The organism is Microbacterium sp. NPDC089696, from assembly GCF_044749125.1.
GTDB lineage: Bacteria > Actinomycetota > Actinomycetes > Actinomycetales > Microbacteriaceae > Microbacterium.
This window is the reverse complement of sequence record NZ_JBIVHF010000002.1, coordinates 746,018-758,181: the sequence shown is the minus strand read 5'-3', so window position 1 is coordinate 758,181 and position 12,164 is coordinate 746,018. Positions and strand designations below refer to the sequence as shown.

Here is a 12,164-nt window from a genome sequence, read left to right as displayed (position 1 = left end):
CCATGTCGCAGACAGTGTCCCGCGCGATTGACATCGTCGATTACGTCTCCCGCGCCAACCGGACCATCGGCGAGATCGCCGACATGCTCGGCGTGCACAAGTCCACCGCGCTGCGGCTGCTGCAGACCCTCGAGGAGCGTGGCTTCGTCCGCCGAGGAGTCGACGGTCGCTACGGGATGGGGTTCGAACTCATCGCCCTCGGGCAGCTCGCTCTCGACCAGGTCGAAGCACGGACCATCGCGCACGATGCGCTCACGGAGCTCGCGAACTCCGCCGGACACACGGTGCACCTCGCGCAGCTCATGGGCGACACCATCGTCTACGTCGACAAGGTCGACGGACGCGGCAGCGTCGCGATGGGATCGCGTATCGGTCTGACCGCGCGCACGAACACGGCCGGGGTGGCGAAAGTCATCGGCGCCTTCCAGACACCAGAGGTGCAGGACAAGCTCATCGCCGGCGCGGACTTCCGCCGATACACCGACACCACCATCACAAGTGCGGACGCGATGCGGGAGGAGTACCAGCGGATCGTCGAACGCGGATGGGCGGAGGACGACGGCGAGATGGAAGAGTTCATCAACTGCGTCGCATTGCCGATCCGCGACGCACGCGGACGCGTCACGCACGGCATGTCGGTCACGGCGCTGCGCGCCGTGTCCTCGCTCGAGGAACTGCGTGAGCACCTGCCGGAATACCGCGAGACCGCGAACCGCATCTCTCGCGACCTCGGATGGAGGGGAGCGCTGTGAGCGACACCTACTTCTCGGATCGACTCTCCACGATCCCCGTCATCGGCATCTTCCGCGGGGCAACCCCGGAGCGCACGCTCGAACTGTGTGAGTCGGCGTGGGCGGAAGGGGTGGAGCTCGTCGAGATCCCCGTCCAGTCCGTCGACGCGCTCCCGTCGCTCGATGCGGCGGTCGCCGCAGCGGGGACGCGGGCGGTCGGGGCTGGGACCGTGACGACCGTCGAGCAACTCGAGGATGTGCTGCGTCGCGGGGCGGAGTTCATCGTGTGTCCCGGCCTGCACGTCGACGTAGTGCGCGAATGCATCCGCAGGGGCGTGCCGGTGCTGCCCGGCGTGGCGACGGCGACGGAGATCGCCGACGCGGTCGCACTCGGTGCGAGTTGGGTCAAGGCGTTCCCGGCATCCGTGCTCGGCGCCGACTGGGTCTCCGCCGTCCGTGCACCGTTTCCCGACGTGTCCTTCGTGGCGACAGGAGGGATCGACGCGTCCAACGCGCGGTCGTTCCTCGACGCCGGATGTCGGGGCGTCGCCGTCGGTTCGGCGTTCGGCTCGCCGGACGCTATCGCCGCCTTGCGCAGCGCGGTCGCCCCGAGCTGAACACCGCCGCGGATGCCGGCCGGGGGAGTGCTCCCGCGGCCGGTATTCGTCGTGCCTTTCACGCCCATCAGTCGTGGGAAATCGGCCTCGACACGGAGTTGACAGAGCCGCCCTCGCGTTCTTACTATTGTGTTTATTGCACACCTGTTGCAACATATGCATCAAGATCGAAGAGGATCGGAGCCTCACATGGCCACATCAGTCGCTCAGGCGCAGACGCCGGAGCAGCGCGCTGCGACAAAGCGCGTCGTCGTCGCGAGTTCCATCGGAACCGCCATCGAGTGGTTCGACTTCGCGCTGTACGGCGCGGCGACCGCTCTCGTGTTCGGCCCGCTGTTCTTCCCCGGAGAGAACAAGCTCGCCTCCACACTCGCATCGTTCGCCGTCTTCGCCGTCGCGTTCGGTGTCCGCCCCATCGGCGGCATCATCGCCGCGCACATCGGCGACCGTGTCGGCCGCAAGCCCGTCCTGATCTTCACCGTCACCCTGATGGGCGTCGCGACGGTCGGCACAGGCCTTCTGCCGACATACGACGCGGTCGGCGTGCTCGCGCCGGTTCTGCTGGTGCTGATGCGAGTTCTGCAGGGTGTGGGTGCAGGCGCGGAGTTCGCCGCAGCGGTGACCACGGTCTCGGAGTACGCGCCCACCGGACGCCGTGCCTACTTCACCAGCTGGATGCAGGCATCGGTCGGACTCGCCATCGCCTCGGCGACCGGTCTGTTCGCGCTCCTCACCCTCATCCCGACCGAGGTGCTGCAGGGCTGGGCATGGCGTGTGCCGTTCATCGCCAGCTCGGTGATCTTCGTCATCGCGATCTTCATCCGCCGCCGCATCGAAGAGACCCCCGAGTTCAAGAAGGTCAAGGGCGACGCCACGGCCGTCAAGGCAGAGAAGGTTCCGCTCATCGCCGCCTTCCGCGAGGCGCCCCGCGGCGTCATCGCCGGCTTCCTGTGCGGCACCGGCCTGAACGTCTGCGGCTACCTCATCAACACGTTCTCCATCAGCTACGTCGTGAACACCCTCGAAGTGGCGCCCATCGTCGGCACGCTCGCCGTCGTCTGCGGCACCGGCCTCAGCTTCCTCACGATCCCGCTCTGGGGCCGCCTGGCGGACAAGATCGGCTACCGGAAGGTGTTCGCCGGCGGCGCGATCTTCCTGCTGCTGTACATGGTCCCGTACTTCATGCTGCTCGGCACGAAGAACCCGGCGCTCATCATCCTCGCCGCGATGGTCGGATACGGCGTCGGACAGGGCGCCATGCTCGCTTCGCAGTCGGCATACATGTCCGAGCTCTTCTCGACCCGGTTCCGCTTCTCCGGCATCACCGTCGGCCGCGAGATCAACGTCGCCCTCCTCGGAGGCACCACACCCCTCATCGCCACGGCTCTCGTCGCCGCCGGCGGAGGCGAGCCGTGGCTGGTCATCGCGTTCGCTGCAGCAGCCCTGCTCGTGACGATCTTCTCCCTCGCCATCGCCAAGCCCGTAGGCATCGGCGACGAGGCCATCGACAACACGGAAGGTTCGACGACTCCGAAGGCCGCGGCCACCACTGCTTCCTGACGAGAAAGGCTGGGCCCGCTCCGCGCCGGGGCGGGCCCACTCTGCGACGAGCTCTCGTGTAACGCGGCTCGTCATCGGATAGGACGGCGTCCGCACCCGCGCTGAACGCCTCACGTCGTGCGTGAGTACGTGATGTCGAAGTCGTGCGCCCAGGTCCCCCCGTCGTCGCGAGATGCGAACCATGCGCCCGTAATCGTGTCGAGGGATACTCGCGCCTCGAACCGCTGATGGAATCCCGGGTCTTCGCGCTTCATGATCCACGTGCCGTCAGCGAACATCATCGTGTAGGCGCGTGATACGCCGCGCTCGTCGGCGTAGAGGACCTGATAGTCATCGCGGTCCTCATTCCGACCGATCACCTGCACAGCAGTCGGCGGGCCACTGGGGATGACCGATCTCAAGACGAGGAACGCGCCGCCGTCGAGCCAGGACCCTGTCATCTCACCGACGAGCGACGCGTTCGGCGGGACGAACTCCGCATTTGTGACAGTGATACGCCAGATGCCGACGAGAGCCGCCAGTGGGGCGAGCGCCGGATTCTCAAACTCCTCGAGCACCTGATGCCTCCGATGCGTGACTGTGTGAGTGACGATCCCACAACCGCGACGTGAGTGCTACCCAGTTGGAGCGCTGACTGTCGTGCTGCCCCCGAAGATGTGGGCCGTAGCGGCGTTCGGTCGGATAGCGCTGATGAATGAATCTATCGACGGCTTCGGCGTTGGGCTGGAGCGAAGGGATCGCCGAGACGCTCGAACGTGATCAACACCGCTAGTAGAGGTTCGCGCCGACATCGCTTCTCAGTGAGGCTACCGACGGCTTCGTGCCAGGGGTTTCGTCCTCCTTCCGTGCGCAGGGAGGCAAGGAACAAGTATGGACTGGCTTCGTCAGCGACCAACAATAGGCGGCTTCGTGCGCTGCGGCCACTTCTGGCTCGCGGTCGGTGCCAAGTCACAGTTCTGGTCGGGGCTTCGGTGAACTAATTGGCGCTCGGGTACAGACTCGTTTCTAGGGCGGTCTCCAGCCGAGAGATCGTCCGAAGGTCGGGCCAAACCGATCCGTTAAGCACGTGACGGATCGCGCCCTCGCTGATTCCTGCCGCCGCAGCGACCGAACGCACACTACGCTTCCCGATGGCATCTCGTAGGTTCAGAGCGAATCGGCGTGCAGTCTCAGCGGCCTGATCGGAGGAGGGCTGGTTCGGCCAAGAGGTTGAGAGATCAGCGGGCGACGGGCGTTCGTTGCGTGCCATTTCATCTCTCCCGTGAGACAATTGCGAGCGTTCCCAGTGTTTCCATGGATCAGTTCCCCGATCTGGTGCACTTGGTGTGACGAAGATCAACTTCAACCGTCATTTGGATCATTTAGGGCGACGTCTCATACTCGCGCGGCGGCGGGCCTCCCAGCCGGTGCGGACCATCTCGTCGACCGAGTAGCGCATCCTCCAGTCGAGGTCGCGAGCGGCGAGCTCGCCCGTCGCCACGATGCGGTCGGGGTCGCCCGCGCGGCGCGGGCCGATCTCGGGAGTGAAGTCGATGCCGGTGACACGCGCCACGGCATCCATGATCTGCTTCACGCTCAGCCCGTCGCCGGAGCCGAGGTTGTACGCGGGCTCGACCGGCTCCCCGGCCGCGAGTCGCTTCGCCGCGGCGACGTGCGCGGCCGCGATGTCACCCACGTGCACGTAGTCGCGCACGTTCGTGCCGTCGTCCGTGTCGTAATCGTCGCCGAAGATCTTCGGCGTGCGGCCGTCGAGCAGCGCCTCGAACACGATCGGGAAGAGGTTGTGCGGGCTCACGTCGTACACGGTGGGGTCGGCCGATCCGACGACGTTGAAGTAGCGCAGCGAGGTGTGCCGCAGCGGAGCGTCCGAGTCCGCCGTGGCGACGGCCTGGTCGCGGAGAAGCCATTCGCCGATCAGCTTCGACTCGCCGTAGGGACTGGCCGGGCGCTTGGCCGTGTCCTCGACGACGAGGGGCACGTCGGGCGTGCCGAACACGGCTGCGGACGAGGAGAACACGATGTTCCAGACGCCCGTCGACTGCATGGCCTCGAGGATCACGCGGGTGCCCTCGACGTTCTGGGCGTAGGTGTGCAGGGGGCGCTGCACCGAGACCCCCGCGTACTTGTAGCCGGCGACGTGGATCACGCCCTCCGCTCCGTACTCGCGCAGCGCGCTCTCGACGAGCTCGCGGTCGAGGATGCTGCCGCGCACGAACGGCACGCCTGCGGGGGCGAACGAGTCGACGCCGCTGGAGAGGTCGTCGATGATGACGGGGTCGAGGCCTGCGCCCGCGAGGGCGCGGACGACGTGGGCTCCGATGTAGCCGGCGCCGCCGGTGACGATCCAGGACATGCATTCCTCTCCTGCCGCGATGCGCGGCTCCGGCTCCATTGTCCCAGGGCGGTCAGGAGTCGCGGTGCGCGCCCGCCGAGGGGATGACGGTGAACACGACCGGTGGAGTGAAGCCGGAGGATGCGAACGCGGCGCGCACGGCCTCCGTCACCGCCCCCTCCTCGTCTCGCTCGATCAGCGCGATGGCCGCGCCGCCGAACCCTCCTCCGGTCATCCGCGCGCCGATCGCGCCGGCGCCGATCGCGGCGTCGACCGCGGTGTCGAGCTCCGGTACGGAGATCTCGAAGTCGTCGCGCATCGACGCGTGCGAGGCGACGAGGAGGTCGCCGATGGCTCGCGCTCCCTGCTCGCGGAGCGTGCGCACGGTGTCGAGCACGCGCTGGTTCTCGGTCACGACATGGCGGACGCGCCGGAACGTCACGTCGTCGAGCAGGTCCCGCGCGCGGTCGAGATCGTCGACGGACACGTCGCGGAGGCTCTCGGCCCCGAGCATCCGGGCGCCGAGTTCGCAGGAGGCGCGACGCTCGCGGTACCCGCCGGTGGAATGCGCGTGCGCGACGCGCGTGTCGATCACGAGCACGGCGAGGCCCGCCTCGAGGATGCCGACGGGCACGGGAACGGCGTCGAGCGAGCGGCAGTCGAGGAAGATCGCGGCGTCGGGCTCGCCGAGCATCGAGGCCATCTGGTCCATGATCCCGGTGGGGGCGCCGACCGCATCGTTCTCGGCCTTCCGGCCGATTCGGGCCAGGGCCGTGCGGTCGAGGCCTGCCGCCCACAGGTCGTTCAGAGCGGATGCCGTCGCGCCCTCGATCGCGGCCGACGACGAGAGACCGGCGCCGACCGGCACGTCCGAGGCGATCGCGATGTCGAGACCGGAGCCGACGACTCCCGTCCCGCGCAGCGCCCAGGCGACACCGAGCGGGTACGCCGCCCACTCCGGCACGCGCGGCTCCTCGCCGGCGGGCGTCGGGAACAGGTCGTCGAGGCCGTCGAGCGCGACCTCCACCGGCTCGTCCGCGAACGTCGAGACCACGCGGATGCGGTCGTCGTCGCGGCGGCCGACCGCGGCCACGGTGCGCTGCGGGATCGCGAAGGGGAGGACGAAGCCGTCGTTGTAATCGGTGTGCTCGCCGATGAGGTTGACGCGACCGGGCGCGGACCAGAGGCCCTCGGGGTCGTGCCCGGTCAGGCTCGCGAAGAGCGAGGAGGCGGTCGCGGGCGTGGTCATGCGGTCGCCTCGGGGATGCTCCCGACGGCGTCGCGCAGCCGGGCGGCGCCCTGCTCGGGCGTGACCTCGGCCGCCCAGGCGCCCATCGCGGCCTCGGAGCCGGCGAGGAACTTGAGCTTGTCCGCCGCACGGCGAGGACTCGTGAGCTGCAGGTGCAGGCGCACCCCGTCGCGGCCGCGGCGCACGGGGGCCTGGTGCCAGGCCGCGATGTAGGGCGTGGGCGTCTCGTACAGAGCGTCGACGCCGCGCAGCAGGCGCAGGTACAGCGGGGCGAGCTCGTCGCGCTCGGCATCCGTCGTCCCGGCGAGGTCCGCGACGTGCCGGTGCGGCATGAGGTGCACCTCGAGGGGCCACCGCGCGGCGAACGGCACGAACGCCGTCCAGTGCTCGCCGCGCAGGACCACGCGCTCGGAGCCCTGCTCGAAGTCGAGGATGCGCGAGAACAGATCGACGCCGGTCTGCTCGATGCTCTCGAGCACGCGGGTCGTGCGCGGGGTGACGTACGGGTAGGCGTAGATCTGCCCGTGCGGATGCGGGAGCGTGACGCCGATCGCCTCGCCGCGGTTCTCGAACGGGAACACCTGCTCGATGCCGGGAAGCGCCGACAGTGCGGCCGTGCGGTCGGCCCAGGCTTCGATCACCGTGCGGGCGCGGGTGACGCTCTGCGTGCCGAACGAGCCGGTGTGCTCGGGACTGAAGCACACGACCTCGCACCGTCCGACCGAGGTGCGGGTGCGGCCGAGGCCGAGCGTCGCCAGATCGTCGAGCCCGCGGGGAGGATCGACGGCGGGAGGGGCTCCGTCGTGTGCGGCGGTCAGCGCAGGGCCGAACGCGGGGGAGCGGTTCTCGAACACCGCGACGTCGTACTGCGAAGGCACCTCCGACGGGTTCGTCGGCGTCTGCGGGGCGAGCGGGTCGGCGTCGGCGCTCGGCATCATGACGCGATTCTGCCGGTTCGCCGCGACCGTGATCCAGTCGCCGGTGAGCACATCGAGTCGCATGGTGGCGGTCTCGCCGCGGGGGTCGAGCGTGCGCGCGTCGATGCCCCGGTCGGGGCCGAGGGTCGTGCCGGGGTCGTCGAAGTAGAGCAGCTCGCGACCGTCGGCGAGGGTGGTCGTGCGTTTGACGACCCCACCGCGGAGGGTCTCGGTGCGCGGCTCTGCGGCATTCTCCGTGTTCACGTCAACATGCTTGCACGCCAGGCGTGGTAACGTCAACACGATCAAGTTGCGGAGGGAAGGACGGCCGGTGAGCGACGACCCTCTCGTGAACGCCCGCTCGGATGCGGCGCGCTCGCGACGCGCCTCCGGAACGGGGCGCGTGTCGATGGCCACGGTGGCCGCTGCCGCCGGCGTCTCCGGGCAGACCGTGTCGCGCGTCGTGAACGGGAGCCCGCGCGTCGACCCCGAGACGCGCGATCGCGTCGAGCGGGCGATGGCCGACCTCGGATACCGTCCGCACCGCGCTGCGCGCGCCCTGCGCACCGGTCGCTCCCACACGATCGGCCTGGTCGTCACGACTCTCGCGACCGTGGGCAACTCGCGCATGCTGCAGGCCACGGCCGAGGCGGCGGCCGAACGCGGCTACGCCCTCATGCTCGTCACCGCGCGCGACTCGGTGGCCGACGCCTTCACGCGCCTGGCCGAGCAGGAGGTCGACGGCGCACTCGTGCTCAACGAGGCCTCGGCCCTCGTCCCCGCGGTGGAACGCCCCGCGGGTCTGCGGCTCGTCGTGGTCGACGCCCCGGCCGACTCCGGACTCGTCGTGGTGCACAGCGATCACGCGGGCGGCGCGGCGGCCGCGACCAGACGGCTGCTCGCGGGCGGCCACGCGACCGTGCACCACGTCGGCGGTCCGGAGGGCTCCTTCGCGGCGGCCGAGCGCGAACGCGGGTGGCGGGAGGCGCTCCAGGCCGCGGGGGTGGACGCTCCGCCGGTCGTGCGGGGCGACTGGTCGGCGGAGGCCGGGCATCTCGCGGGTGAGGCCCTGGCGACGGCGTCCGCGGTGTTCTGCGCGAACGACCAGATGGCCCTGGGGCTGCTGCGCGCGCTCGCCGAGTCGGGGCGCCGTGTGCCGCAGGACGTCGAGGTCGTCGGCTTCGACGACGTGCCGGAGGCGGCGAACTTCCGTCCGCCGCTCACCACGGTGCGCCAGGACTTCGCAGCGCTCGCGCATCGCGCCGTCGAACTGCTCGTCGCCGAGATCGAGGGCGAGCACGCCGACCCTCCGGCATCCACCGTCGTCCCGACGGTCCTGGTCTCGCGCTCCAGCACTCGCTGACCCGTCGTCGAGAGATCGGAAACGCCTCTGACGCGGGCGCTTCCGAGGCGTTATCCATCTCCCAACCTGTGCGAGAGGCGAGAGAGCGTTTACTGGGGCGGCTTGCGCCCACCGCACGCGCGTGTCATGATCTGGGAAAGCGTTTACCCGCACGAGCACCTCCCACGGAACGGATCACGAATGGCACAGGCGACCACCCGCGAGATCGGGATCATCATGAACGGCGTCTCCGGGCGCATGGGCTACCGGCAGCACCTCGTGCGGTCGATCCTCGCGATCCGCGAGCAGGGCGGGATCGAACTCCCCGACGGGTCGCGCATCACCGTGAAGCCGCTGCTCGTCGGCCGCAACGAGGCCAAGCTCGCCGAGCTCGCGGCGTTGCACGGCATCGAAGATTGGACGACCGACCTGGATGCCGCGTTCGCCGACCCGCAGTGGGAGATCTACGCCGACTTCCTCGTGACCAAGGCCCGCGCCTCCGCGATCCGCAAGGCCATCGCCGCGGGCAAGGCGATCTACACCGAGAAGCCCACCGCCGAGTCGCTCGACGAGGCCCTCGAACTCGCCCGTCTCGCCGATGAAGCCGGCGTCAAGACCGGTGTGGTGCACGACAAGCTCTACCTGCCCGGCCTGCAGAAGCTCAAGCGCCTGATCGACTCCGGGTTCTTCGGCCGCATCCTCTCGGTGCGCGGCGAGTTCGGCTACTGGGTGTTCGAGGGCGACTGGCAGCCCGCGCAGCGCCCCAGCTGGAACTACCGCACCGAAGACGGCGGCGGCATCATCTCCGACATGTTCCCGCACTGGAACTACGTGCTCGAGAACCTCTTCGGCGAGGTGAAGAGCGTGTATGCGCAGGCCGCCGTGCACATCGCCGACCGCTGGGACGAGAGGGGCGAGCACTACACCGCGACCGCCGAGGACGCCGCGTACGGCATCTTCGAGATCGAGGGCGGCATCGTGGCCGAGATCAACTCCAGCTGGACCGTGCGCGTGAACCGCGACGAGCTCGTCGAGTTCCAGGTCGACGGCACGCACGGCTCGGCCGTGGTCGGCCTGTTCGGCGCCAAGATCCAGCCACGCAACGCCACCCCCAAGCCGGTGTGGAACCCCGACCTGGAGGACGGCCACGACTACGATGCCGACTGGCAGAAGGTGCCGACGAACGAGGTGTTCCTCAACGGCTTCCGCCAGCAGTGGGAGGAATACCTCGTGTCGTACGTCGAGGGCACGGACTACCCGTTCGACCTGCTCGCGGGCGCCCGCGGTGTGCAGTTCGCCGAGGCCGGACTGACCTCCAGCGCCGAGGGCCGCAAGGTCGCGCTCGAGCCCCTCGCGCGAGGCTGAGCATGAGCGCGCTCACACTCCTCGCCCACGACGGCACGACCGCCGCGGTCGACCTGCAGGAGGGCGGCGGCTACACCCGACCGACCGCGCCGCTGCGGAGCCGCGTCGCCTACGCCGCGGCGCACGTCGTGCCGAAGACGCACGCCGACAACACCCCCGGGCAGCCCGCGGACATCGACTGGGACGCGACGCTCGCGTTCCGCCGCAACGTGTACTCGTGGGGTCTCGGCGTCGCCGACGCCATGGACACCGCGCAGCGCAACATGGGCCTCGACGCCGCGGCGACACGGGAGCTCATCGCCCGCAGCGCCGAGGTCGCGCGCGAGGAGGGCGGCGCGGTCGTGGTCGGCGTCAACACCGACCACGTCGACGAGCAGCGCATCACGCTCGCGCAGGTGATCGACGCGTACGTCGAGCAGCTGCACTTCACCGAGGAGCAGGGTGCGGGGCCGGTGCTCATGGCGTCGCGGCACCTGGCGCGGGCGGCGACGGATGCCGAGGACTACCGCCGTGTGTACCGCGCGGTGCTCGAGCGGGCGACCGCGCCGGTCGTGCTGCACTGGCTCGGACCGGCCTTCGACCCGCAGCTGGCCGGCTACTTCGGGCATGACGACTGGGAGTCGGCATCCGCGGTGCTCCTCGACATCATCGCCGAGAACCCCGACAAGGTCGCCGGTGTGAAGATGAGCCTGCTGAACGCGGACTCGGAGATCTCGGTGCGCGAGCGTCTGCCGCAGGGCGTGCGCATGTTCACGGGCGACGACTTCCACTACGTCGGCCTGATCGGCGACGACGATTCGGGCACGCACTCCGACGCCCTTCTCGGCGCGTTCGCCGCGATCACCCCGGTCGCCTCCGCCGCGATCCAGGCGCTGGACGCGGGGGACCCCGCGCGGTACCTCGAGATCCTCGGGCCGACCGAGGCGCTCAGTCGGCAGGTGTTCGCGGTGCCCACGTTCTACTACAAGACCGGTGTCGCGTTTCTGTCCTGGCTCAACGGGCACCAGCCCGCGTTCCAGATGGTCGGCGGCCTGCACTCGGCGCGCAGCCTCCCGCACCTGAGCCGCATCGTCGAGCTCGCGAACGCGTCCCTCGCGCTCGAGGACCCGCAGCTCGCGCGCGAGCGCTGGCACGGGATGCTCCGCCTGAACGGAGTGGACGCGTGACGGCCGCGCACGCCGGCGCGACCTCGCCGGACCCGCGCCTGAGCATCAACCAGGCGACCGTCAAGCACGCGGATCTCGCGACCGCGCTCCGTGTCACTCGGGATGCCGGCATCCAGGCCATCGGTCTGTGGCGCGAGCCTGTGAACGAGGTGGGGCTCGACGTCGCGGCGCGCATGCTCGCCGACTCGGGGCTGCGCTTCACGACGCACTGCCGCGGCGGGTTCTTCACGCTGCCGACGGGTCCGGCGCGGGTCGCGGCGCTCGACGACAACCGCCGGGCCATCGAGGAGACCGCCACGCTCGCCGCGGCCGGTGCGGACGGCTCGACGGCCGTGCTCGTGCTCGTCGCGGGCGGGCTGCCGGAGGGGTCGCGCGACCTGATCGGCGCGCGCGAGCGGGTGCGCGACGCGATCGCGGAGCTGGCGCCGGATGCCGAGGCCGCGGGCGTCACGCTCGCGATCGAGCCCCTGCATCCGATGTACGCCTCCGACCGGGCGGTCGTCTCGACGCTCGGCCAGGCGCTCGACATCGCGGCGGACTTCGCCCCCGAGGTGGTCGGCGCCGCGGTCGACACGTTCCACATCTGGTGGGATCCGCAGGTGCTCGCGCAGATCGCCCGCGCCGGCCGTGAGGGGCGCATCGCGACCTACCAGGTGTGCGACTGGAAGACCCCGCTCGCGGCCGATCCGCTGCTGTCGCGCCACTATCCGGGCGACGGCGTGATCGATTTCGGATCGCTCACGCGGGCGGTCGTCGACGCCGGGTACGACCGTGACATCGAGGTCGAGATCTTCCACGCCGACGTCTGGGCCGACGCCCCCGAGAACGTCGTGCGCCGCACGGCCGAGGCCTTCGGGGCCGCGGTGTCGCCGCACCTGCCGTGAC

General features: G+C 69.9%; 12 protein-coding genes. 7 read left to right on the top strand and 5 right to left on the bottom strand.

The features are described 5' to 3' along the window. Positions 1–2 precede the first annotated feature (2 nt). From ACIPY8_RS14080 to ACIPY8_RS14070, 3 genes are all read left to right on the top strand, one after another. Positions 3–752 carry an IclR family transcriptional regulator gene (locus ACIPY8_RS14080; protein WP_400819311.1) on the top strand — a complete coding sequence of 250 codons (750 nt, stop codon included), beginning with the start codon at positions 3–5 and terminating at the stop codon, positions 750–752. After that, positions 749–1,348, top strand: a complete 600-nt coding sequence (locus tag ACIPY8_RS14075) for a bifunctional 4-hydroxy-2-oxoglutarate aldolase/2-dehydro-3-deoxy-phosphogluconate aldolase (protein WP_400819309.1) — start codon at positions 749–751, stop codon at positions 1,346–1,348. Before ACIPY8_RS14080 ends, ACIPY8_RS14075 begins: the two co-directional genes overlap by 4 nt. A 189-nt stretch (positions 1,349–1,537) precedes the next feature. Continuing rightward, positions 1,538–2,908, top strand: a complete 1,371-nt coding sequence (locus tag ACIPY8_RS14070; RefSeq protein WP_400819306.1) for an MFS transporter — start codon at positions 1,538–1,540, stop codon at positions 2,906–2,908. Positions 2,909–3,018: 110 nt separating this feature from the next. Here the strand turns inward: ACIPY8_RS14070 and ACIPY8_RS14065 are convergent, their stop codons facing one another. The 5 genes from ACIPY8_RS14065 to galT all read right to left on the bottom strand — a co-directional run bounded on the left by ACIPY8_RS14065 (position 3,019) and on the right by galT (position 7,670). Next, entirely contained in the window at positions 3,019–3,465 is a 447-nt protein-coding gene (locus ACIPY8_RS14065; RefSeq protein ID WP_400819303.1) for a hypothetical protein, read from the bottom strand. Positions 3,466–3,884: 419 nt separating this feature from the next. Beyond that, entirely contained in the window at positions 3,885–4,157 is a 273-nt protein-coding gene (locus ACIPY8_RS14060; RefSeq protein ID WP_400819301.1) for a multiprotein-bridging factor 1 family protein, read from the bottom strand. Positions 4,158–4,265: 108 nt separating this feature from the next. Continuing rightward, positions 4,266–5,261, bottom strand: coding sequence for a UDP-glucose 4-epimerase GalE (gene galE / locus ACIPY8_RS14055; protein WP_400819299.1), 996 nt, complete (start codon positions 5,259–5,261; stop codon positions 4,266–4,268). Between the two features lie 52 nt (positions 5,262–5,313). Further along, positions 5,314–6,489 carry a galactokinase gene (gene galK / locus ACIPY8_RS14050; RefSeq protein WP_400819297.1) on the bottom strand — a complete coding sequence of 392 codons (1,176 nt, stop codon included), beginning with the start codon at positions 6,487–6,489 and terminating at the stop codon, positions 5,314–5,316. Beyond that, the gene (gene galT, locus ACIPY8_RS14045) at positions 6,486–7,670 is read right to left on the bottom strand and encodes a galactose-1-phosphate uridylyltransferase (RefSeq protein WP_400819294.1); all 1,185 of its coding nucleotides are present in this window, start codon (positions 7,668–7,670) and stop codon (positions 6,486–6,488) included. Before galT ends, galK begins: the two co-directional genes overlap by 4 nt. Before the next feature lie 145 nt (positions 7,671–7,815). On the opposite strand from galT, the gene ACIPY8_RS14040 reads away from it, so the two are divergent. The 4 genes from ACIPY8_RS14040 (at position 7,816) to ACIPY8_RS14025 (ending at position 12,163) form a co-directional block, all read left to right on the top strand. Further along, positions 7,816–8,769 carry a LacI family DNA-binding transcriptional regulator gene (locus ACIPY8_RS14040; RefSeq protein WP_400820344.1) on the top strand — a complete coding sequence of 318 codons (954 nt, stop codon included), beginning with the start codon at positions 7,816–7,818 and terminating at the stop codon, positions 8,767–8,769. Between the two features lie 180 nt (positions 8,770–8,949). Then, positions 8,950–10,113, top strand: coding sequence for a Gfo/Idh/MocA family protein (locus ACIPY8_RS14035; protein WP_400819292.1), 1,164 nt, complete (start codon positions 8,950–8,952; stop codon positions 10,111–10,113). Between the two features lie 2 nt (positions 10,114–10,115). Continuing rightward, on the top strand, positions 10,116–11,279 hold the full coding sequence (locus tag ACIPY8_RS14030; protein WP_400819290.1) for a dihydrodipicolinate synthase family protein: 1,164 nt from the start codon (positions 10,116–10,118) through the stop codon (positions 11,277–11,279). Then, positions 11,276–12,163, top strand: a complete 888-nt coding sequence (locus ACIPY8_RS14025; RefSeq protein WP_400819287.1) for a sugar phosphate isomerase/epimerase family protein — start codon at positions 11,276–11,278, stop codon at positions 12,161–12,163. Before ACIPY8_RS14030 ends, ACIPY8_RS14025 begins: the two co-directional genes overlap by 4 nt. The last annotated feature ends 1 nt before the right edge of the window (position 12,164 follow it).

Excerpts from the sequence above, each read along its gene's own strand:
- ACIPY8_RS14080 (WP_400819311.1), top strand. The coding sequence starts at position 3 with ATGTCGCAGACAGTGTCCCGCGCGATTGACATCGTCGATTACGTCTCC.
- ACIPY8_RS14070 (WP_400819306.1), top strand. The coding sequence starts at position 1,538 with ATGGCCACATCAGTCGCTCAGGCGCAGACGCCGGAGCAGCGCGCTGCG.
- ACIPY8_RS14060 (WP_400819301.1), bottom strand. The coding sequence starts at position 4,157 with ATGGCACGCAACGAACGCCCGTCGCCCGCTGATCTCTCAACCTCTTGG.
- galE (WP_400819299.1), bottom strand. The coding sequence starts at position 5,261 with ATGTCCTGGATCGTCACCGGCGGCGCCGGCTACATCGGAGCCCACGTC.
- galK (WP_400819297.1), bottom strand. The coding sequence starts at position 6,489 with ATGACCACGCCCGCGACCGCCTCCTCGCTCTTCGCGAGCCTGACCGGG.
- ACIPY8_RS14040 (WP_400820344.1), top strand. The coding sequence starts at position 7,816 with ATGGCCACGGTGGCCGCTGCCGCCGGCGTCTCCGGGCAGACCGTGTCG.
- ACIPY8_RS14035 (WP_400819292.1), top strand. The coding sequence starts at position 8,950 with ATGGCACAGGCGACCACCCGCGAGATCGGGATCATCATGAACGGCGTC.
- ACIPY8_RS14030 (WP_400819290.1), top strand. The coding sequence starts at position 10,116 with ATGAGCGCGCTCACACTCCTCGCCCACGACGGCACGACCGCCGCGGTC.